At 46.1% G+C, this 21,631-nt stretch carries 13 protein-coding genes; 7 read left to right on the top strand and 6 right to left on the bottom strand.

All coding sequences use genetic code 11. The features are described 5' to 3' along the window. Window positions 1–91: 91 nt before the first annotated feature. Window positions 92–697, top strand: coding sequence for a thioredoxin family protein (locus tag EGI32_RS09250; protein ID WP_255155111.1), 606 nt, complete (start codon window positions 92–94; stop codon window positions 695–697). Window positions 698–761: 64 nt separating this feature from the next. Continuing rightward, complete coding sequence (locus EGI32_RS09245; protein ID WP_255155110.1) at window positions 762–1,802, top strand: DUF3089 domain-containing protein; 1,041 nt, start codon at window positions 762–764, stop codon at window positions 1,800–1,802. A 62-nt stretch (window positions 1,803–1,864) separates the two neighbouring features. Here EGI32_RS09245 and EGI32_RS09240 read toward each other — a convergent pair whose 3' ends face one another. The 5 genes from EGI32_RS09240 to purL all read right to left on the bottom strand — a co-directional run bounded on the left by EGI32_RS09240 (window position 1,865) and on the right by purL (window position 8,646). Beyond that, window positions 1,865–2,809, bottom strand: a complete 945-nt coding sequence (locus EGI32_RS09240) for a UbiA-like polyprenyltransferase (protein ID WP_255155109.1) — start codon at window positions 2,807–2,809, stop codon at window positions 1,865–1,867. Between the two features lie 151 nt (window positions 2,810–2,960). Beyond that, window positions 2,961–3,494, bottom strand: a complete 534-nt coding sequence (locus EGI32_RS09235) for an RNA methyltransferase (RefSeq protein ID WP_255155108.1) — start codon at window positions 3,492–3,494, stop codon at window positions 2,961–2,963. Window positions 3,495–3,527: 33 nt separating this feature from the next. After that, the gene (locus EGI32_RS09230; RefSeq protein ID WP_255155107.1) at window positions 3,528–5,177 is read right to left on the bottom strand and encodes a CTP synthase; all 1,650 of its coding nucleotides are present in this window, start codon (window positions 5,175–5,177) and stop codon (window positions 3,528–3,530) included. A 287-nt stretch (window positions 5,178–5,464) separates the two neighbouring features. Then, a complete protein-coding gene (gene proC / locus EGI32_RS09225) occupies window positions 5,465–6,256 on the bottom strand; it encodes a pyrroline-5-carboxylate reductase (RefSeq protein ID WP_255155106.1) in 792 nt (263 codons plus the stop codon). Between the two features lie 149 nt (window positions 6,257–6,405). Next, on the bottom strand, window positions 6,406–8,646 hold the full coding sequence (purL, locus tag EGI32_RS09220; protein WP_255155105.1) for a phosphoribosylformylglycinamidine synthase subunit PurL: 2,241 nt from the start codon (window positions 8,644–8,646) through the stop codon (window positions 6,406–6,408). A gap of 109 nt (window positions 8,647–8,755) precedes the next feature. Here purL and EGI32_RS09215 point away from each other — a divergent pair, with 109 nt between their 5' ends. The 4 genes from EGI32_RS09215 to EGI32_RS09200 all read left to right on the top strand — a co-directional run bounded on the left by EGI32_RS09215 (window position 8,756) and on the right by EGI32_RS09200 (window position 15,081). Beyond that, window positions 8,756–9,973, top strand: a complete 1,218-nt coding sequence (locus EGI32_RS09215; RefSeq protein ID WP_255155104.1) for a hypothetical protein — start codon at window positions 8,756–8,758, stop codon at window positions 9,971–9,973. A gap of 110 nt (window positions 9,974–10,083) precedes the next feature. Further along, window positions 10,084–12,279 carry a glutamine synthetase III gene (locus EGI32_RS09210; protein WP_255155103.1) on the top strand — a complete coding sequence of 732 codons (2,196 nt, stop codon included), beginning with the start codon at window positions 10,084–10,086 and terminating at the stop codon, window positions 12,277–12,279. Between the two features lie 121 nt (window positions 12,280–12,400). After that, window positions 12,401–13,885, top strand: a complete 1,485-nt coding sequence (locus EGI32_RS09205) for an alpha-amylase (protein WP_255155102.1) — start codon at window positions 12,401–12,403, stop codon at window positions 13,883–13,885. Window positions 13,886–14,193: 308 nt separating this feature from the next. Continuing rightward, window positions 14,194–15,081: a sugar phosphate isomerase/epimerase gene (locus EGI32_RS09200; protein WP_255155101.1), complete on the top strand. Its 888-nt coding sequence runs from the start codon at window positions 14,194–14,196 to the stop codon at window positions 15,079–15,081. A gap of 379 nt (window positions 15,082–15,460) precedes the next feature. Here the strand turns inward: EGI32_RS09200 and EGI32_RS09195 are convergent, their stop codons facing one another. Further along, a complete protein-coding gene (locus EGI32_RS09195; RefSeq protein ID WP_255155100.1) occupies window positions 15,461–20,656 on the bottom strand; it encodes a T9SS type A sorting domain-containing protein in 5,196 nt (1,731 codons plus the stop codon). Window positions 20,657–20,887: 231 nt separating this feature from the next. On the opposite strand from EGI32_RS09195, the gene EGI32_RS09190 reads away from it, so the two are divergent. Continuing rightward, window positions 20,888–21,439 (top strand): alpha/beta hydrolase, encoded by a 552-nt coding sequence (locus tag EGI32_RS09190; protein WP_369681646.1) that lies wholly within the window; start codon window positions 20,888–20,890, stop codon window positions 21,437–21,439. Window positions 21,440–21,631 lie beyond the last annotated feature (192 nt).

Below are 21,631 nucleotides of genomic sequence, written 5' to 3'. Positions count from 1 at the left end.
GCATTATCCATTATCCATTATCCATTCCTGATTATAACATTCCCCATTCCAATTTTCTTCGTAAATTGGCTTTCAATTTAAACCTCTATTTATGAAAAAGATATTATTTGCACTGGCGCCGATCGCTATTGCGGCAGGCCTTGCATTCAGTTATGGTGATTCGTTACCCATCGGCAGCGACCTGCCAAAGGCGGATGTGAAAATGAAAGATGTTTCCGGTAAAGACATCAGCATTAAAGATGCAAAAAAAGAAAATGGAGTGCTGGTAATGTTCAGTTGCAACACCTGCCCCTATGTAATAAAAAACCAGGTCCGTACGAAAAATGTTGCGCAACTCGCGACTAAATACAAACTCGGTGTCATCATCCTCAACAGTAATGAAGCACAACGCACCAGCGATGACAGTTTTGATGCCATGAAGGCCTATGCTAAAGAACAAGGCTACGCCTGGAATTACGTAGTGGATAAAAACAGTGAACTGGCAGATGCGTTTGGTGCCAACCGCACACCGGAATGTTACCTGTTTGACAAAAACCTGAAGCTGGTATACCACGGAGCGATTGATGATAACCCGTCTGACGAAAACGCCGTATCGGCACAGTATCTGAGAACTGCAATAAAAGCGGTTGCCCACAATGAAGAGATCGCTGTAAAAGAAAGTAAAAGTGTAGGCTGTACCATAAAAAGAGTAAAATAATTTATTAAAGATAATTTCCAAAGGCCCGGTTGTTCCGGGTCTTTTTTCATGTACAAAAAATTTTATGAGGCTGCAATTACTTTCTGTAAAACTTATTTCATTAACCCTGATGGCGGTGGCATTTTCGGCCTGCAGCAAAAAGAATTTTTCTTCCGGGACAGATTATAATTTCAAATCCCCGGATGGCAAACCGCATTATGAAGACCTTCATTACTGGGCGGCACATCCCTGGAAATGGGATCCTTCCGACAGTATCCCACGCCCATTGCGGAGCGGTCATATCAAAGACAGCACGGTGGATGTATTCTTCATTTACCCGACTACCCTTACCGACAAAAAAGATCCGCGGTGGAACGCCGGAATTGACGACTCACTGCTGAATTCCAAAACGGATTACTCTACCATACTGTTGCAGGCAAGCGCTTTCAACGAACAAACAAGGGTATTTGCTCCGCGTTACCGGCAGGCGCATTACCGCGTATTTACAACAGGTGATACGGCAAAAGCCGCGGCGGCGCTTGATCAGGCGTATGAAGACGTAAAAGCGTCTTTTGAATATTATCTTAAAAATTATAACAATGGCCGCCCCATCATCATCGCGGCGCATAGCCAGGGCACGATCCATGCAGGAAGGTTACTGAAAGATTTTTTTGAAAATAAAACACTGATGAATAAACTGGTGTGCGCCTACCTGATCGGTATGCCGGTAAGCGAACAATATTTTTCGTCTATGCCTTACTGTAAGGACAGCCTGGCAACGGGTTGTTTTGTAAGCTGGCGGAGTTTTAAAAAAGGGTATGCCGGCGAACCATATATCCTGGAGGAAAAATATAAAAGTATCGTCATCAACCCACTCTCCTGGACACGGGATACCGATTACATCCCTGCCTCCAAAAACAAAGGCTCCATACTTTTAAAATTCAACAAGATCGGGAAAGGCGTAAGTGCACAGGTGCATGATAACATACTCTGGACCGGGAAACCAAAGTTCTTTGGGAATATTTTTCTTACAAAAAAGAATTACCATATCGCCGATATCAATTTATTCTACATAAATATCCGGGAAGATGTGAAGAGAAGGATCGGCTTATTCTGGAAACAGTAGATCCGTCATTGTCCCGCAATGACAGCTATAACAAATTCGTGTAATTCGACTAATCCGTGTAATCAAGATAAAAACAGATCCAGCAACACAAACACTGCAAAAACCACGGAAGCAATTCCGTTAGCAGTCATGAAAGCTACATTCACTCGGCTAAGATCGTCAGGTTTTACGATGGAATGCTGATATAGCAGCATCCCCACAAATACACCCACTCCGATCCAGTACCAGATGCCAAACTCCCCGTAAAAACCTGCGGCCATCACACAAGCCGCCGATAGTACATGCAGCAGGATGGATACCCCTAAAGCTTTTGATTTTCCCATCACCGAAGGAATAGAATACAACTGGTTTTCTTTATCGAACCCTTCATCTTGTAACGCATAAATGATATCGAAACCGCTCACCCAGAACACTACCGCGAAAGAAAAAAGGATCGGCAATAAAGCAAATTCTCCCGTCACGGCCAGGTAGGCACCAATGGGCGCAAGGCTCAACCCCACACCCAGCACCAAATGACAAAGCGCCGTAAATCTTTTTGTATAACTGTAAAACAGGATGACGAACAACGCCACCGGAGATAAATAAAAACAAATCCGATTGATGAAAAAAGTTGTGGCCACAAACAATATACAATTGACGATCACAAACGTGAGGGCATTTTTTTCATTGATGATCCCTGCCGGAATTTCACGGATGGCAGTACGTGGGTTTTTAGCATCAAATTTTCTATCAAGATAACGATTGAAAGCCATGGCCGCACTGCGTGCGAAGACCATGCAGAGGATGACAAGTATCAATTTAAAAATATAAAATTTGGCAGCAGTGTCAAGTATAAAAGGGCTGTAAAGCGCCCGGGTAGATTCCGGAAAAATAAGTGTGTGCCATCCTGGAATTACACCATAATGCAGACTGAAGCACCCCAGGAAAAAACCTATCAATGCAAAAGGCATCGCAAAAATAGTATGCGAGAATTTTATAAGAGAGAGATAATTTTTTACTTTGCTCATGAATGCTTAATTGTCTGTCAGGGTGAGCCTGTCGAACCCTTTTTGAATTGTAAACGTTTTCTGATTATCCTTCGACAAGCTCAGGATGACAACTGCCGACCCGGTTCGTGTGCCACGAATCGGGTCGGCGGTAATTCGTAATTCGTAATTTTTAATTCGTAATTCTCGTTCTTATTATCTCCCACAACACCACTCCTGCCGCCGTAGCAATATTCAGCGAATGCTTCATACCCAGCTGCGGGATCTCGATACAGCCATCGCACAAAGCGATCGTATCCTGCTCCACTCCCGTCACTTCATTCCCGAAGATCACGGCTATTTTTTCTGTAGAAGTAAAAGTCACTTTTTGTAACAGCAGGCTATCCGTTACCTGCTCTACCGCATACACTTTATAACCATCGGCCTTCAACGATGCTATCGCCGCGGCGGCATTGGCAAAATGTTTCCAGTCAACCGATTCTTCTGCACCCAATGCGGTCTTTTTGATTTCCTTGTGCCCGGGAAGAGCCGTGTAGCCCGTGATGTAGATCGCTTCCAGCAAAAATGCATCGGCGGTACGAAAAACGCTGCCCACGTTATAAGCGCTGCGGATATTTTCGAGCACAGCGATCACGGGCGTTTTTTCCGAACGCTTGAATTCTTCCACCGATTTACGGTTGAGTTCGTCCATGCTCAGTTTCTGCATGGCAACAGGTTTAATGAAAATGATGCGGGCATTTTAGATCGCTTGCTTTTGCAGTTTTTCCGCTGGTTGTCCTACTTTCCATTCTGCGTAAGATTTTGCGGCGTTCACAAAGTTCACGAAAAGCGGATGCGGGTTTTCCACCGTGCTCTTTAATTCAGGATGATATTGCACACCTATGAAGAAGGGATGGTTCTTCAGCTCAACGATCTCTACCAGGCCTTTTTCCGGGTTTTTGCCGCTTGGTATCAGGCCGGCGTTTTCAAAATCGCCCAGGTAGGCGTTGTTGAATTCCCAGCGGTGGCGGTGGCGCTCGCTGATCATGGTAGAACCGTATATTTTATGGGCAAGGCTGCCTTCCACTATTTCGCAGGCATAAGCACCGAGGCGCATCGTACCCCCTTTTTTCCTGATCTTTTTCTGTTCGTCCATCAGGGCTATCACCGGGTAAGGCGTAGCCGTATTCATTTCGGTAGAATGCGCATCTTTCCAGCCGATCACGTTGCGGGCGTATTCGATCACCGCCATCTGCATACCGAGACAAATTCCGAAGAACGGCATATTGTTTTCCCTGGCATATTTCACCGAAGAGATCTTTCCTTCCACACCCCTGGAACCAAAGCCCGGGGCCACCAATAACCCATCAAGATCTTTGAATTTTTCCGCCACATTTTCTTCCGTGATGAATTCGCTGTGCACGTTTACGATCTGTACTTTGCACTGGTTCATCGCACCGGCGTGAATGAATGATTCGAGGATGGATTTATACGCATCCTGCAGCTCGATGTATTTGCCGATAAGGCCGATCTTTATTTTAGTTTTCGGAGAATTCAGCTTGCTCAGGAACCCACGCCATTTGGTAAGATCCGGCGCTGCATACCCGTTGATGTGTAATTGTTTCAGCGTGATGATATCCAGTCCTTCCTGCAGCATTTTCAGCGGCACTTCATAAATGGTGGAAGCATCCATGGCTTCTATCACCGCACCTGGCTTTACATTGCAAAACAACGCCACTTTACGTTTCAGTTCATCCGTTAGCGGATGCTCCGTACGGCATACGATGATATCCGGGTGCACCCCTTCCTGGCTGAGCATACGCACACTATGTTGGGTAGGTTTTGTTTTCAGTTCCTGCGCCGCTTTCAGGTAAGGGATCAGGGTAAGATGTACCACCAGGCAATCTTCTTCCGGCAGTTCCCATTGTATCTGGCGCACCGCTTCCACAAAGGGCAAACTTTCAATATCACCCACTGTGCCACCTATTTCGGTGATCACGATATCATAATCGCCATTTTGCCCCAGCAACAGCATCCTGCGCTTGATCTCATCGGTAATATGCGGCACTACCTGTACGGTTTTGCCCAGGTATTCGCCTTCACGTTCTTTATTGATAACGGTTTGATAGATACGCCCGGTAGTCACGTTATTGGCCTGTGAGGTAGGGATATTCAAAAAACGTTCGTAATGCCCGAGGTCAAGGTCGGTTTCAGCACCGTCGTCGGTCACGTAGCACTCGCCATGTTCGTAGGGGTTCAATGTACCCGGATCTACGTTGATATAGGGATCAAATTTCTGTATCGTCACTTTAAGCCCACGGCTCTGCAACAATTTTGCAAGCGAAGCGGCAATAATACCTTTACCCAAAGAAGAAGTAACGCCGCCGGTTACAAAAATATACTTAGCCATAATAAAATATTTACTCATCAGCGAATGATGAAAATTGCTGATATGTTAGATAAAATGACCTTAAATAGATGGAAAATATCTGAGAGGTCGTGCAAAGATAGAAAACAATTAGGAATTACAAATTACGAATTACGAATTGGTTCAAATTTTTAACGTCTTTTCAGGCATTCGAAATATTACTACAGGAGAAGTTCAAAATGTTCAAAAGTTCAAGAGGTTCAAAAGGTTAAATGCAGCTCATCAGAACACAACATTTTGAACCCCTTGAACTTTTGAACAGTTGAACCCTATCCTTTTACGATCTTATTATAACTTGTAGCAATGCCCTTTATCAGCGAAGAACTGAAACCCTGGTGCTCCATTTCATTCAGGCCCGCAATGGTGCAGCCTTTTGGAGTGGTTACTTTGTCGATCTCCTGTTCGGGATGGGTACCATTTTGTAATAAAAGTTCAGCTGCTCCTTTTACAGTTTGCGCAGCAATGAGATTAGCTGTTTTGGAATCGAAACCGATCTCTATACCACCCTGGATATTGGCTCGGATATATCGCATGGCATAAGCGGTGCCGCAGGCGGCCAGTACGGTAGCGGCGTCCATCAGTTTTTCATCGATCACCACCACTTTGCCGAGCACGCTGAAAAGATTGGTCACATAAGCGATCTGGTCGGCGGAGGCATTATTGAAACCCAGGCAGGTCATGCTTTCCTGGATGGCGATGGCGGTGTTGGGCATGGCCCGGCATACCGGTAATTTCTTTTTAATGATGCTTTCGATATCCTGTATAGTAACACCCGTTACCACCGATACCAGCGTATGCCTGGCAGTAAGGTCTTTTTTCAGCCCGTTGAGCACTTCGCTCACCTGGAAAGGTTTGATGGCAAGTATCACCAGCTCCGCATTTTTTACCGCGGCATTATTGTCGCTGGTAATATTCACGCCTTTGGCTTTCAGTTCCTTTAGCGTAGCCGTATTTCTTTTGGTAACAGTAATGTCTGCTACTTTGCAGAATTTACTTTTCAGCAAACCTTCAGCGATGGCTGTGCCGAGGTTTCCGCCGCCAATGATGGTGATCTTTTTCATTTTTATTATTACACGGATTTGATCTGCCTGCGGCAGAAGATTACACGAATTTCACGAATTACCGAAGATGAACACATATTTCCCTGCGAAAACTCCCGTGAGCGATCACTGACCCGAAATCCGTAACCACATTCGTAATTCGTAATTGATTACAGTGCGCTTAACGCCGCCTCATTCTCATGTCCTTTCAAAATATTGCCAATGGCATTGTCGTATTTATCTTTCCAGCTATCTACCGTACCCCAGTTTTCGCCGGCAAGATCTATTTCGCCGGTGGTCACTGTTCCTAACCTGGTGTAAGGAGTGGCGCAATTATCCAGCAAGTTGATCAATGCCTGTTCATCCGCTACTTTCACCGATACCACTACCCTGCTTTGCGCTTCGCCAAACCAATAAGCATCGGGGCGGATGGTGCGGTCGCCGGCCACTACAGAGAAACCAAGATTTTTGTTGAAACTGCTTTCCATCAGGGTTACAAACAAACCACCCTCGCTTACATCATGGGCAGACTGCACCAGTTTATTTTTGATCAGCGATGCTACATTTTCCTGTAAAGAAAATTCTTCTTCGAGATTGAAATGCGGGCATTCGCTGTATTCTTCCCCAACGATCTTATGCAGGTATTCCGATGAATTGATATCGCTCCTCGCTTCGCCTACCAGGTAAATGATGTCGCCCGCGTTCTTAAAATCCATCGTCATCTTATCGTCCGCGTTTTCGAGCACACCTACCATGCCGATGGTTGGCGTTGGATATACAGGCCCATCGGGTGATTGATTGTAAAAGCTCACATTACCGCCGGTTACAGGCGTATCGAATTTGATACAGGCTTCACCCATACCCTTGATGGCGTTGGTGAACTGATAATACACTTCAGGGTCGTAAGGATTACCGAAGTTGAGGCAATTGGTAACCCCCAACGGTTGGCCGCCGCTGCACACGATGTTACGGGCCGCTTCGGCTACCGCTATCATGGCTCCTTTATATGGATCGGCAAAAACATAACGGCTGTTGCAATCCGTGGTTAATGCCAGCGCTTTGTTGGTGGGCTTCGCCAATACGATGGCCGCATCGCTTGGGGCATTGGTACTCACTGTACCTGCCCCTACCATGCTGTCATACTGATCGTATATCCAGCGTTTGCTGGCAATGTTGGGAATGCTGATGAGCTGTTCTGCCACCGCTTTCAGGTCGTTCGGTTCGGGAACCGCATTCACATCAAAATCTTTTATCTTTTGCAGGTACGCCGGTTCTTTTATGGAGCGGTCGTATTGCGGGGCACCGCCGCCCAATACCAGTTCTTCTGCAGGCAATACGGCTTCTTCCACGCCATGCATGTAAAAACGCAGCATGCCATCGCCGGTCACTTCGCCTATATGGCTGCACGGCAGATCCCATTTTTCAAATACATCTATCACCGCCTGTTCTTTTCCTTTTTCCACCACCATCAGCATACGCTCCTGGCTTTCGCTGAGCAGCAAGTCCCAGGCTTTCATGTTCTGCTGACGCGTTGGTACTTTTTCAAGATCGATGCGCATACCCGATTTCCCTTTGGCGCTCATTTCGGCGGTAGAGCAAATGATGCCTGCTGCGCCCATATCCTGCATGCCCACCACAGCGCCGGTTTCGATCACTTCAAGACAAGCTTCGAGTAATTTTTTTTCCTGGAAAGGATCTCCTACCTGTACGGCAGGCAGATCTTCGGCACTGTCTTCTGTTATTTCCGCACTGGCAAAAGATGCCCCGCCGATACCGTCTTTACCCGTAGCGCTTCCTACAAAGAACACAGGGTTGCCGATGCCTTCCGCTGTTGCGGAAACCGTAGTGCCGTTTTTCAATATTCCCACACTCATGGCATTTACGAGCGGGTTGGTATGATAACATTCTTCAAAATAAATTTCGCCGCCTACTGTCGGCACACCAAAACAATTACCGTAATGGCCGATACCATGCACCACACCTGCCAGTAAATGCTGGGTCTTCGCTTCTTCGAGTTTGCCGAAGCGCAATGAATTGAGCGAAGCGATCGGCCGGGCACCCATGGTAAAAATATCCCTGTTGATACCGCCCACACCTGTTGCCGCTCCCTGGAATGGTTCGATAGCGGAAGGGTGATTATGTGATTCAATTTTGAAAACCACGCCATATCCATCGCCGATATCCATCAACCCTGCATTTTCTTCACCGGCTTTCACCAGCATCTTTTTTCCGTCGCGGGGCAATGTTTTCAACCATTTGATGGAATTTTTGTAACTGCAGTGTTCACTCCACATCCCGCTGAAAGCGCATAACTCCGTGAAATTCGGGGTACGTCCCATTTTTTGTTTGATCAGTTCGAATTCCTCTTCTGTAATACGTAATTGTGCAGCAGTGGCGGCTGTGATCTCCATAAAATTGATTGAGTAAGTGAAAGAAAGCGCAAAGGTACAAACAACCAAGTTTTATACTGCACTGCGCAAAGCAAATATTTTAACTAACTTCCCACATCAAAAAACGAGCTTGTACTACCTGCTTTTTATCATATGTTTATTCGCCTGCTGCTGCTTTATCAGTCGCAACCGGTTCACCGGTAAAGCAGGTATCTCCTTACCGGTGCTTAACGGCCTGTTCATCTTCAAAGTAGCCGTAGGCGTATTCGTGGGCTGGTTTACCAAAGACGAGGTATCGGATTCGTGGGGATACAATACCGGCAGCCTCACGGAATATAACCGGCTCGTTTCTGCCCCCGGACAATTCTTCTACGATTTCATCCGGCCGCATTATATGACCTGGCACGATCTGCCGGACAATATCATTTTACGCCTCTCCGCCGTGCTCGACATTTTCAGCCGCGGCAATTATTATATCAACAGCATGTTCTTTGTGCTCGCAGGTTTTGCAGGAAGCGTGGCGTTGTACAGGGTTTTCCGGAAGGTATACCCTTTGGCAGCCGCCTGGCAATTGGTGGCCGGTTGTTTCCTGCTTCCCTCGCTGCTTATCTTTACCAGCCTGATCCACAAAGATGCGATCGTGTTTTGCATGCTCGGGCTGTTCTGCCATGCGCTTTATTTTTCCCTGCGGGAAAAGTTGACCTTAAAAAGAATGGTCACCATCATCATCTCCCTGGCTTTCATAACCCTCATCCGTAATTACGTGATGATCGCCCTGCTGCCCTGCTCGCTCGCTTTTATACTGGCGGAAAAAACCAGGATGAAACCCTGGCTCGCTTTTGCCGCAGTTTATACCGTTGCTGTGATCCTTTTGCTGGTCATTCAGCTTGCAGCACCTTCTTCCACGCCGCTGAAGCTCATCAGCGCCAAACAGGCTGAGTTCTTCTCCCTGCCAGTTGCCCGGTCGCAAGTGGCCACCGACACCATTTACCCTACCTTACAAAGCCTGGCCGGCAACAGCCCGCAGGCGTTCAGCCATACCCTGATGGAGCCATATTTCTTTCAGTTCGGCCCTAACTTCGTCATGAACCTTTTTGCGCTCGAAATGCATGCTTACTTCCTGCTTTTCCTGCTGATGCTGCTCTTTTACAAGAGGCGACCGGCCGGTTCCTTTACGCTTTACGCGGTGATGTTCGGACTTACCCTCTTCCTGGTCATGGGGTACATCGTACCCAATATGGGCGCTATCACCCGCTACCGAAGCATTTTCCTGCCGTTGCTCATTACACCTATCCTCTGCCATATCAACTGGCAAAAAATAAAATCCTTTCTACATATTAAATTTTAAAATATTCTTATTTTATTTCCTTAATTAGCTTTTCCAGCAAGATTTTTTTTATAAAAAATTACATTTTTAGAATTAAAATGCCTTTTTTTGTAACTTAAAATTAAAAATCAATGAGTTCATCACGTTTTAATGCAGTCAACAACCTGGGCAAGACTACTGCGCCGGTAAAATTTGAAACAGCATCAAGAATTACAGGAATTTTCAATGAGAATGTATTTACCCTTAAAACCGCCCGCCATTACCTGAGCGACGACGCTTACAAGAGCCTGCTGGCTTCTACCCGCGGCGGCAAAAAGATCGACCGCATGATGGGCAACCAGATCGCCAATGGTTTGCGTGCATGGGCCGAGAGCAAAGGGGTGACCCACTTTACGCACTGGTTCCAGCCACTGACTGGTTCTTCTGCGGAAAAACACGATTCTTTCTTCACTTTAAAAGGCGACGGTACACCGATCGAAGAATTTGAAGGTACCGCGTTGATACAACAGGAACCCGATGCATCTTCTTTCCCGAATGGTGGCCTTCGTGCTACCTTCGAAGCAAGGGGCTATACAGCATGGGACCCTTCTTCCCCGGCATTCATCATGGAGATCGGGCAAGGCAAAACCTTGTGCATCCCTACCATTTTCGTTTCCTATACCGGCGAATCGCTGGATACCAAAACGCCGTTGATCAAAGCATTGGTGGCGCTGGATAAAGCAGCCGTGGATGTGTGCCAGTATTTTGATAAGAACGTTTCTAAAGTAACCGCCACACTCGGTTGGGAACAGGAATATTTTGTAGTAGATGCAGGCCTTGCCAATGCACGCCCGGACCTGGTATTGACCGGCCGTACCGTTTTTGGCCATGCCCCTGCAAAAGGCCAGCAGCTGGAAGATCATTATTTCGGCGCCATCCCTGAGCGTGTGTACGCCTTCATGCGTGATTTCGAACAGGAATCTTACAAGCTCGGTATTCCATTGCGCACCCGCCACAATGAGGTAGCGCCTGCACAGTTTGAGTGCGCCCCTATCTTCGAAGAAGCCAACCTGGCGGTGGATCACAATACATTGCTGATGGATGTGATGAGCCGTGTGGCCAAGCGTCACAACCTGAAAGTGTTGCTGCACGAAAAACCATTTGCCGGCATCAACGGTAGTGGTAAACACAACAACTGGAGCCTCAGCACCGATACCGGTGTAAACCTGCTGGCCCCGGGCAAAACACCGAAGACCAACCTGATGTTCCTTACCTTCTTTGTGAACATCATCAAAGCGGTGCATGATTATGCCGACCTGCTGAGGGCATCTATCGCCAGCGCGGGCAACGATCACAGGCTGGGTGCCAATGAAGCGCCGCCAGCGATCATCTCTATCTTCATAGGTAAATACCTGACCGATGTATTGGACCAGGTGGAAAAAAGGGTGGGCGGAAACTTCGACGAAACAGACGAAGCGATCCTGAAACTCGATATCCATAAGAGCATTCCTGAATTGTTGCTCGACAACACCGACAGGAACCGTACTTCACCTTTCGCGTTCACCGGGACCAAATTTGAATTCCGTGCGGTAGGCTCTGCAGCTAACTGCGCCAACGCGATGACTACCATCAACGGTATCATGGCCGAAACGCTGAAAAAATTCAAACTGGAAGTAGATGGCATCATCGAAAAAGGCGAGAAGAAAGAAGTAGCGATCATGCAGGTGATCAAGAAATACATCGCTGAAAGTAAACCATCTTTGTTTGAAGGTGATGGCTACAGCGAAGAATGGGAAAAAGAAGCAGAGAAAAGGGGCCTTGCCAATGTGAAGACCACCCCTACCGCTTTGGATGCCTATGTAACCAAAAAAGCGAAAGCGTTGTTTGAAGAAAACGACATCTACAATCACCTGGAGCTGGAAGCAAGGCACGAGATCATGCTGGAAGATTACATCAAGAAAGTACAGATCGAAGCACGTGTGATGGGCGACCTGGCCAGCACACATATCCTTCCTGCGGCGATCAAATACCAGAATATTTTGTTGCAGAATGTGAATGCATTGAAAGATGCAGGATTGCCTGAATCGCTTTATGCCAACCAAAAAGACATTATCGTGAAAATCAGCGAATACATCAACACGATCAGCGATAATGTAGAAAAAATGATACAGGCACGTAAAAAAGCCAACGACCTCAGCGATACAAGGGCGAAAGCGATCGCTTATTGCGATGACGTGAAAGGAAATTATTTCGATGTTATCCGTTACAACGTAGATAAACTGGAACTGATGGTAGACGACAGTTTGTGGGTGCTACCTAAGTACAGGGAACTGTTGTTTTTAAGATAGTAAATAATATGTTTTGTATGAATCCCCCGCTCCGCGGGGGATTTTTTTTGAACCCCCTGCCATTCAGCTGGTTCAAATCGGCATCCCCTTTGTTATACTATCGCGACTAAAAAACCTTCCCATGCAAAATGGCGTAATGCTGCAATTCTTTCATTGGTACTACCCCGCCGATGGCAGCCTTTGGAACAAGCTTAAAAACGAAGCTCAACAATTGTCCGATATGGGCATTACCGCCGTGTGGCTTCCGCCCGCATTCAAGGCAGATACCGGCGGCATGTCGGTAGGATATGATGTGTATGACCTTTACGACCTCGGTGAATTTGAACAAAAATCTTCCCGCCGCACCAAGTATGGTACCAGGCAGGAATACATCGATGCTATCTCGGCGGCGCATGCTGCCGGCATACAGGTGTATGCAGATATCGTGGTAAACCACAAAGCGGGTGCGGATGAAAAAGAATTGATCAAAGTAGTAAAGGTAGATCCCGAAAACCGTACAGAGGTCATCAGCGAACCCTACGACATTGAGGCTTTCACAAAATTCACTTTCCCAGGCAGGGGCAAAAAATACTCGGATTTCGAATGGAACCACACCTGCTTCACCGGGATAGATTTTGATGCACTCCATAACGAAAGCGGCATCTTTAAAATACTGAATGATGCCGGTGGCGAAGAATGGGAAGAAATGATCGATGATGAAAAAGGCAACTACGATTACCTGATGTATGCCGATGTGGAGTTCAGGAATGAAGCCGTTCGCGAAGAAATGAAACGATGGGGAAAATGGTACCTGGAAACTACCGGCTTTGACGGTGTGCGGCTGGATGCGGTAAAACATATCTCGCCGAAATTTTACAACGAATGGCTCGATTACCTGCGCAGCGAAACGGGCAAACCATTGTTTGCCGTAGGCGAATACTGGGCACCCGGTAATCTGCCACTCATGGAAAAATACATTGAAGCTACAGAACGGAGAATGTCGGTGTTTGACGCATCGCTGCACCATAATTTTCATGCGGCTTCCTCGGCAGGCAAAGATTATGATCTGTCCACGATCCTGAACGATTCGCTGGTGAATGCAGATCCGGAACTGGCCGTAACGGTGGTAGACAATCACGATACCCAACCGCTGCAGGCTCTGGAAGCACCGGTGGCAGAGTGGTTCAAGCCACTGGCCTATGCGCTGATATTGCTGCGCAAAGATGGTTACCCTTGTATTTTTTACCCGGATATTTACGGCACTTCTTACAAGGATAACGGCAATGATGGCAACGAATACGAGATCACTATCAACCCCGTAGAGAAACTGGATAAGTTGTTATGGCTGCGTACTAATAAAGCACAGGGTGAACAGACCGATTATTTCGACCATGCGAACTGTATAGGCTGGACAAGGGTTTCGGAAGAAGAAAATGTAGCGTGCGCCGTGATCATGAGCAATGGAGATGATGGATTTAAGAGCATGGCTGTCGGTGAAAAATATAAAGGAAAAACATTTGTTGATCATTTAGGAAATGCAGAGGGAATGGTGGCGATCAAAGAAGATGGGACCGGGGATTTTTATTGCAGCTCGGGAAAGGTTTCGGTGTGGGTAGTGAATGGGTAAATCAGTCAATAGATGAATGTAATTTTTTCTATCTCAAATGACTTCGTCTACTCTCCGACCAACGGCCATAAAAAAGGCATAAAAAATATCTGGCAGCCTAAGCTAAAACGTCTGTCAGCCCAAGCTAAAACGTCTGCCAGCCTGAGCTAAAACGTCTGTCAGCCTGAGCTGAAACGTTTGTCAGCCTGAGCTGAAACGTCTGTCAGCCTGAGCTTGTCGAAGGCGGGGTCGCAAACTCCGCCTTCGACAAGCTCAGGCTGACAGCAGATTAACCTACAACCCCTACATTTGTACCTTAACCATTCCATATGCCATCCAGAAGAACATTTGTTAAAAACTCATCGCTCCTCACAGCAGCACTCCTCTTTCAAAAAGATCTTTTCTATTCAGAAGAGAAAGCTGACATCGGTCTGCAGATGTATACCATGCGCAAACTGATCAGCCATGACAACGCCGCCGATATCATTGGCAGGATCGCCGCCATAGGTTTCCGGGAGCTGGAAATATTTGCATACACAGAAGAAAATAAATTCTGGGGAATGAAACCCGAAGCCTTCAAAGCCCTGCTGGGCCTGCATGGACTCACTGCGCCGAGTGCACATACCACCCTCCCCCTTTTATTTTCCGAAGGAAAAACGGATGAATTGACCCTGGCTTGCGAAGCCGCGAAGATCATCGGCACAAAATATATCACCGTTGCCTGGCTGGATGAAAAATACAGGAAGAACGCAGGAGATTATAAAAACGTTGCCACGAAATTAAATACCGCCGGTCAGCTCTGCCGGCAATATGGAATGCAGCTGGCTTACCACAACCATGATTTTGAATTTAAGCAACTGGCAGACGGGACCACCGGTTATGATATCATTTTAAAAAATACGGATAAGGAACTCGTAAAGATGGAACTCGATCTTTACTGGGTTACCAAAGCAGGTATCGACCCTGTAAAATTATTTAAAGAAAACCCCGGCAGGTTCCCGATGTGGCATGTAAAAGATATGAACAAAACCACCGGATCATTTACAGAAGTAGGCAGCGGCACGATCGATTTCAAACGCATTTTCAAAAAGAGAAAATCCGCCGGTGCCGGGCATTTATTTATTGAGCAGGATGAGATCCCGGGAGATGTTTGGGAGAGTATCACTAAAAGTTATGATTATACAAGAAAAAACCTGATGCGGTTTTTACAGTCGTAAGGCCTGAAGCGCATAAAGATGTCGTGTAAGTAGAAATTCATTAAATACTTGTTTGTCCACTATATTGAAAACTTACAATATTCCACGGCCGCTGAACCGATTGTGTCCCACGATAATGCCCGCTGGTTTGCCCTGAATGAACCATCATCGTTGGCTTGCCGCTACGTCTGAGGTGTTTCAGCAAACATGCACACTTTGTAAAAAGATTAAAATTGTCTTCATGTTATTTATAGCACCATGCATTAAAAAAAGACCCGGGTTAGAAAACCCAGGTCGTGTAACCTCCATGTGCAAAACCTATTATATGTGTTAGCTTAATGACAAGTAAATACAAATAATAAGCATCCACATGACAGGACTTGTCTCATTTTTTAAGTGTTTATAAACGGATGACTTTCACATTTAACAAAATTGTTTTTTCGTCGCGTATCAACACATTGTATACTCCGGGAACATATTTCGCCAAACTAATACTCTCCCTGGAATCGATGGCTTTTTTGGAAACCAGCAGTTGACCATTTACTCCAAAAACCTGTATTATGTCTCCTGTCTTTAACCCCCTCAGGTTCACATAATCATTCGTAGGGTTAGGATACAGTTCTACAAACCTGCTATTGCAATTAACCTTAACTGAAAGAACATTGCTGTATTTAAACTTTCCGTCATTGTCAATCATCTTAAGCCTGTAATTTCCTGTACCGTTCGCCTGCGGATAATTTACCTCGTAGCTACCACCGGAGAATGGATATTTAGACTTTACTGTTTCTACTTTTTTATAGCTGGTGCCATCTGCTGAATATTCAACCTCGAACCTGTTGAAATTTATTTCATCAGAACTTTGCCATTTTAGTATTGCTTTACATTCTTTTGCTGTAATCGTAAAGTCTGTAAGTTTTACCGGCAAAGTCTGCAGGGAAGTGATTCCCTGTGAAGGGCCGCACATACATACTTTTGAACCGTTAGCTAATGTATCCTGCAACTGCGCAAACAATGGGCTACCCTGTGCACAAATGGCTGGATTATTTACAAAACTACCATTGACTATCACACTTGCGCCCACGGATATCGGAGCTGTTGTGGTAAAGCTGTAAACCGGTATACCTGCTGCTGATGTACCACAATAGATGTTAACGAGGTAACCGGCCGGAGCATCCTGCGTTCCGGCATTGTTAAGCGTTACACTGTAGTTAACCGTATTTCCAACCTGGGTAAGTGTAAAGGAAGTCGTATTGACTTTCGGCTTTTTAATAATAATAACCTGCGACACACTACCGATTACGGCATGGCCCGAAGGGCATAATGTAGAGTTACAATTCAGTGCCGCAATCTCACGTTCTACCTGTCCACTGATAGTGGTATTACCACAAGCCTGCACGTCCCCTGCTTTCAGGTCTACTGTAAAATTCATAGTTGTTCCTGCAGCCACACCGGAAGGAAGCGATACGGTTAGGATCGTAGCTCCGCCGGTACCCGTGGTTTGCGCTACAGTACAACCAACACAGTTTGCACCAGGTGTAAACCCGCCTGCGTAAACCACACCGGCAGGTAAAGTGTACACGGCCTTATCGCCTGCCTGGCTTCCCAATGAAACCGGGGTAACACTGAAAGGAACCGTTACCACATCGGTACAATTAAGTTCAGGAGGATTAACATCTATAACCATTCCTGCACTGCCAGGAGCAATAGCGCCGGTAATATTGATCGGTTGGGAATTGATGTAATTGCCGTCTCCCAAAGATGCGGAAGATCCACATGGATTCTGGCCATTTACAATAAATCCTAAACGGCTGCCACTTACAAACGGACAACTTGAAGTGTATTTAAATTTGATCCTTGCCTGCCTTGGTTCTGCTGCTGGATTTACCAAAACACCCGGCAACCCGGCTGCTCCTATTCCTGTATGCTGCTCAAGGTTGATCACATAATTACCTCCAACATTTACAGCGGTAACATTTTGCCAGTTGCCACTGTTGAAAGGATATTCTACTTCAATAGGATTTACAATCAGTAGCCCTACCGGAGGTATGATGGTAACAGACGGATTGTCTACGTTTGCTCCCAACGCACTATTGATAACCGCTATCACGCTATCAGTATCACACATGGCAATGCTGGGTGTGGTAGGTTGTTTTTCAATAGACAACTGCACCTGGCTGACCTGTGGCTGTACTTTAAGGTATTGTATCTGTTGTGCACAAGCTCCTACTTCATTAGGGTTTGATACAGGGTATCCTGTACAGTTCCATCCAATAGAAGCTTTAATGCTATCCAATGCACAACTGCCATATTTGAAGTATATGCGTGCCTGTTTGTTTGCACCACTATTGATGGCATTGCTAAACTGGTACCATTTATCAGACGGGCCATAGTTAGCAGCAGTTAATACTGTATTTGATGGCTTTAATACCACACTATCTATACTGATAGCACCCGCGCCTTTTTCTAAAGACAACCATACGAATGGTGCTGTCTGGATACTTGGATTATTGATCTGTACATCCCAGTACTGTTGCGGTGCCACCCCCTGTACAATACCCGTATTGTTTTGCAGGGATATAGAAGGGCGGCTGTTAGCCTTATAATTCAGGGCATTGCCTGAAAAGTTCATAGTATACCTTGAAGGGCTCGCTGCCGAAGGATAATTATAATAATGCCCGTTTTCAATTATTTCTAAAGGGGCTGTAAGCGGAGCGCTGCACGTTGGCTTTAAACGGAAATCAAGAATTGTAATCAGTTGCTCCGTGGGCAGGAATGGAAATGCGCCGTTGGCAATCGTTGCTTTTATATCATACAGCAATTGCGTGCCGGATGCCACATTGCCCGTAACTACAGGAACAATAGGTACAGTAAAAGCAGCTATCTGGCCTGGCGAGGTATTATGGGTCACATTTAAATAGTTATGGGATGCGTACTGCCATCCTGCAGGAATGTTGAAGATAATCGTATCAGGTATAACGGTAGGGCGGATCTCATAAGGATAATACCTGTTGCCCACATAACTAAGTACTGTAGTGTAGCCATATCCTGCTGTTTCCAGGTCGTTGCAGCCTACCGGCCCTGCAGGGTCTGCAGAGGCAAAAATAAAGCGCTCCGATCCCAGCACAAAATAGTTGTACTGCGGAATAAAGCAGCTATAGCGGTCAGGCCCCTGTGTGCCTGTAGCAGGCGGGTTTGCAGATTGAGAGGCATACACCGTTTCTGTAAGGGTCTTATTATAAATGTTTCTGCCGTTGTAAGGTCCGTAAGTTCCGCTTCCGCTGTAGGAGATATTGCCCACCAGCTTAAAGTCAGCAGTTACAAAGACGCTGTCGCCATCCTGATACGCAAAGCCGCCCGGTAAGCTGCTGCTCCAGTCTGCTTTGTATTTATTATTTGCGGTCAGGGCGCTTGGTGTAATACCGGTAAGCGATTGTATGATCGTTCCTGCACGCTTGATCTGAATGCTCACCGTCCCTTCAGGCTGCCATTGTAAAGGAGCCCCGCCAAAATCCCATTCTGCAAAAACATAAGGCCACGTTGTGTAAGGAACAATTGTATTGGATGCTATAACACTTGTAATATTGGTACGCATCACATCCCCGGGCATGTAGTGGGTTGTTTCAACTTTGGCAGGGTCTATAGATCCTGTTGCATCAGGCACGCCGTTGTTATCATTGTCAGGAGCACCGAAAGTGATGCGGCTGTTCGTCCATTTTACAGGGGTAGCTCCGCCTGCAGGACATGGAGGAAAACAGATAGATACCAGGCTGTTGTTTGTGCATGATGACCTGAACACTGGGGTTGCACAGGTGCCGTCCATGCTAATCCGTGATTCTGTAGAAAATGTAACAGGCCCGCAAAGAGATGCCGGGATACATAAATTGATTTTAAACTTTTGCGTGAGACTACCTGTATTAGGCGTCGCATAACGTACAGTCAATACATTGCCGACCATTACAGGATACCCCGGCAACGGCGTATTCCCGTTCAATTGCTCTGTAATAGTATTTAATGTAACACCTGCAGGTAATGTTATCCTGTACTCAACATAAGCATTAGGAAGACTGGCTGAATATGAAAATCCTGCAGAAAGCGTCATGTCAAAGCAGTCTCCTGCAAATACCTGCGCGGGTGTTTCTATTGTATTAATACCTCCACCGAAGCTAATGCCGGGTGCAATGGCTGCGGCACCAATAGGCAAATTATAGTTGGTGGTACCGCACTGATCCTTGTAAGTAGCGGCTGCTCCGTATTGTCCGGCATCATAGCTGCCCGGTTCGCAAGATGTGCTTGCACAGGTAGAAACAGGGAACGATATAGTAATGCTTTGACCTACAGCCAGCACAAATCCTGCAGGCACGGTGTAATTTACACCGTTTACCTTACCGAAGGCGCATGGCGGATGGTTATTGGGAGCATTATTTCCAATGGTATAATTTACTCCGATCACAGACGGATGAAACGCTCCGCCGGTTGGCAGGGTCACCGTCAATGCCGAAGTATCCACATAGTATGCGTAATCAAAAGCCCCACCATTGTAGTTAGCGCCCATCATCAAATTAAGATTGGTTGCAGGGCCGGTACCGGTGTTTGTGAATACAAAAGTCAACACCCGTGGCTGTGTGACACAACCTGTAGCAGCAGGAGCGCTTGAAGTTACTGTGATAGCAGGCACCCCACTTGCTACGTTGATCAAACCCGTACCGGTACTTACCTGGCATTGGCCGCCTACGTTTTTATCTCTTCCCCAGCCGGCGCCGTATACAGTATTTAAACTGTTGCAATTGGCCAGTTCAAATGCTTCAGTAAAAGTAACCGTTTCGCCATTGCATAAAAGGTTATCACCTCCAGGCAGGTTTGCGCCAAATACTCTGTAAAAAGAGGTATCCCCGCTTGTATGATGTACCGGAATAGTTGCCGCGCCGATTGTAATAACAGGAGAGCCGATAGTGCCGGCTGCTCTTACAATAAATGTTTGCAATGTATCTACACAGCCGTTACCACCATTTGTAACACTGAACGTACGTGTATAAGTGCTGCCTATCACCGCGCCGGTAATTGCTGTCGGCGGTGTAATGGATAATGCCGGAGAAAAGATGTTGTAGTTGTTGGTAACCGGTACCGTTTCGCTTACGTTACCGCAACTACTGGTTACATAAATGCTGTCTTTACCGCTGGATCCGGTTCCACAATTCGCCAGGCGATCAATTGTAAAGGTGATATCATTGCCTACAGTAGCGTTGCTGACTGTAAAAAGCGGTTTGGCGGATGTACCACCTGCTTCAGCAATGGTGATACTGCCGGTACCTCCTGTTTTAACAACACTCCCCTGCACGTATTCTACACCTGCAGGTAATCTTATTTCCACAGTAGTAGCGGTACAGGTGCCGGTAAAACCAAGATTAACGGTGAGTTTACTTACATCAAGCCCGCGTGTAAGTTGTTGAGCTGCTAATGGATAAGTAATCACCACCTGTGCTTCTAAGGTGGTACTAAAAGCAGTTGCCAGTATCACCGCTAAAATAACTGGCCGGATTAAACCCGAGCGGATTTTTTGAAAAAAGTTCTCAATGAAAGAATGGTAAAGGTTGTACATGACATGAAAATTTTAATTGAATGAAACGGAGGCTATATAGTAGTAAACTTTATTACCCCCTGCATACAGACTTGTTTTTTGGCAGATTGGTTGTCGAATTACATCTTTTTTAAATAAAATATTTTTTTATTATGATAAGCAAGCAATTGGACGCCGGCCAGGATGTAAAGTTTGAAAGTAAGGGCGTTACTCTTGCCGGCTCAATTTTAACACCTGAAAAGCCTTTCCGCCGTGGTAATTGTGCACGGATCAGACCCGGTAAAAAGAGAAATGGAGTTCACTAAACGCCTTGCCAAAGAAGGTATTTCTGTACTGACCTACGATAAACGCGGAGCGGGAGAATCCGGTGGTGTATATGCCGGGCCACCTGTTGGCACCAATAATATTGACACTACCCATCTTAATTTATTGGCTGACGATGCCAGTGCAGCAGTATATACATTTCAAACTTATCTGAAGGATAAAAAGACACCGACCGGTTTAGTGGGCTTCAGCCAGGCAGGATGGATCATCCCGATTGCTGCACGCAAAAATCCACGAATAGAATTTATGGTGCTATTCAGTTGCCCTACCATTACCACGTTAGAACAACTCCGTTTTCAATTTTATTCCATTGGCAACAAAAATTTTGGGGACAATCATACAGAGGCAGACGTTCGTGAACATATAAAAAGCGACCCGGACAGGTATCAGTTTACGGCTACCGATCCAAAAATCTCTTTGAATACTCTTCGATTCCGGGGCTTTGGCTTTTTGGCGAGAAAGACATACAGAACCCGGTAAAATTGTGCATCGAGCAATTAAATACCTTTAAAGTTCAAGGCAAACCTTTCGAATATACCTTGTTTCCTACATTAGGACACAATACTTCTTAGGCTGATATCCCCCCCTTTGATATTTCAATTCAATGGATAAAACAGAAAGCGCCGAGCATTCGGAAGACTAAAACATCAAAATAAATCGCTGCCTGCAAAT

Source organism: Ferruginibacter sp. HRS2-29 (genome assembly GCF_024343615.1).
GTDB lineage: Bacteria > Bacteroidota > Bacteroidia > Chitinophagales > Chitinophagaceae > Ferruginibacter.
Note: the sequence above shows the minus strand (reverse complement) of the source record. Positions and strands in the feature narration are given on the sequence as shown.

Coding starts and splice junctions, on each gene's coding strand:
- EGI32_RS09210 (WP_255155103.1), top strand. CDS start 10,084: ATGAGTTCATCACGTTTTAATGCAGTCAACAACCTGGGCAAGACTACT.
- purL (WP_255155105.1), bottom strand. CDS start 8,646: ATGGAGATCACAGCCGCCACTGCTGCACAATTACGTATTACAGAAGAG.
- EGI32_RS09240 (WP_255155109.1), bottom strand. CDS start 2,809: ATGAGCAAAGTAAAAAATTATCTCTCTCTTATAAAATTCTCGCATACT.
- proC (WP_255155106.1), bottom strand. CDS start 6,256: ATGAAAAAGATCACCATCATTGGCGGCGGAAACCTCGGCACAGCCATC.
- EGI32_RS09205 (WP_255155102.1), top strand. CDS start 12,401: ATGCAAAATGGCGTAATGCTGCAATTCTTTCATTGGTACTACCCCGCC.
- EGI32_RS09195 (WP_255155100.1), bottom strand. CDS start 20,656: ATGTACAACCTTTACCATTCTTTCATTGAGAACTTTTTTCAAAAAATC.
- EGI32_RS09235 (WP_255155108.1), bottom strand. CDS start 3,494: ATGCAGAAACTGAGCATGGACGAACTCAACCGTAAATCGGTGGAAGAA.
- EGI32_RS09230 (WP_255155107.1), bottom strand. CDS start 5,177: ATGGCTAAGTATATTTTTGTAACCGGCGGCGTTACTTCTTCTTTGGGT.
- EGI32_RS09245 (WP_255155110.1), top strand. CDS start 762: ATGAGGCTGCAATTACTTTCTGTAAAACTTATTTCATTAACCCTGATG.
- EGI32_RS09200 (WP_255155101.1), top strand. CDS start 14,194: ATGCCATCCAGAAGAACATTTGTTAAAAACTCATCGCTCCTCACAGCA.
- EGI32_RS09250 (WP_255155111.1), top strand. CDS start 92: ATGAAAAAGATATTATTTGCACTGGCGCCGATCGCTATTGCGGCAGGC.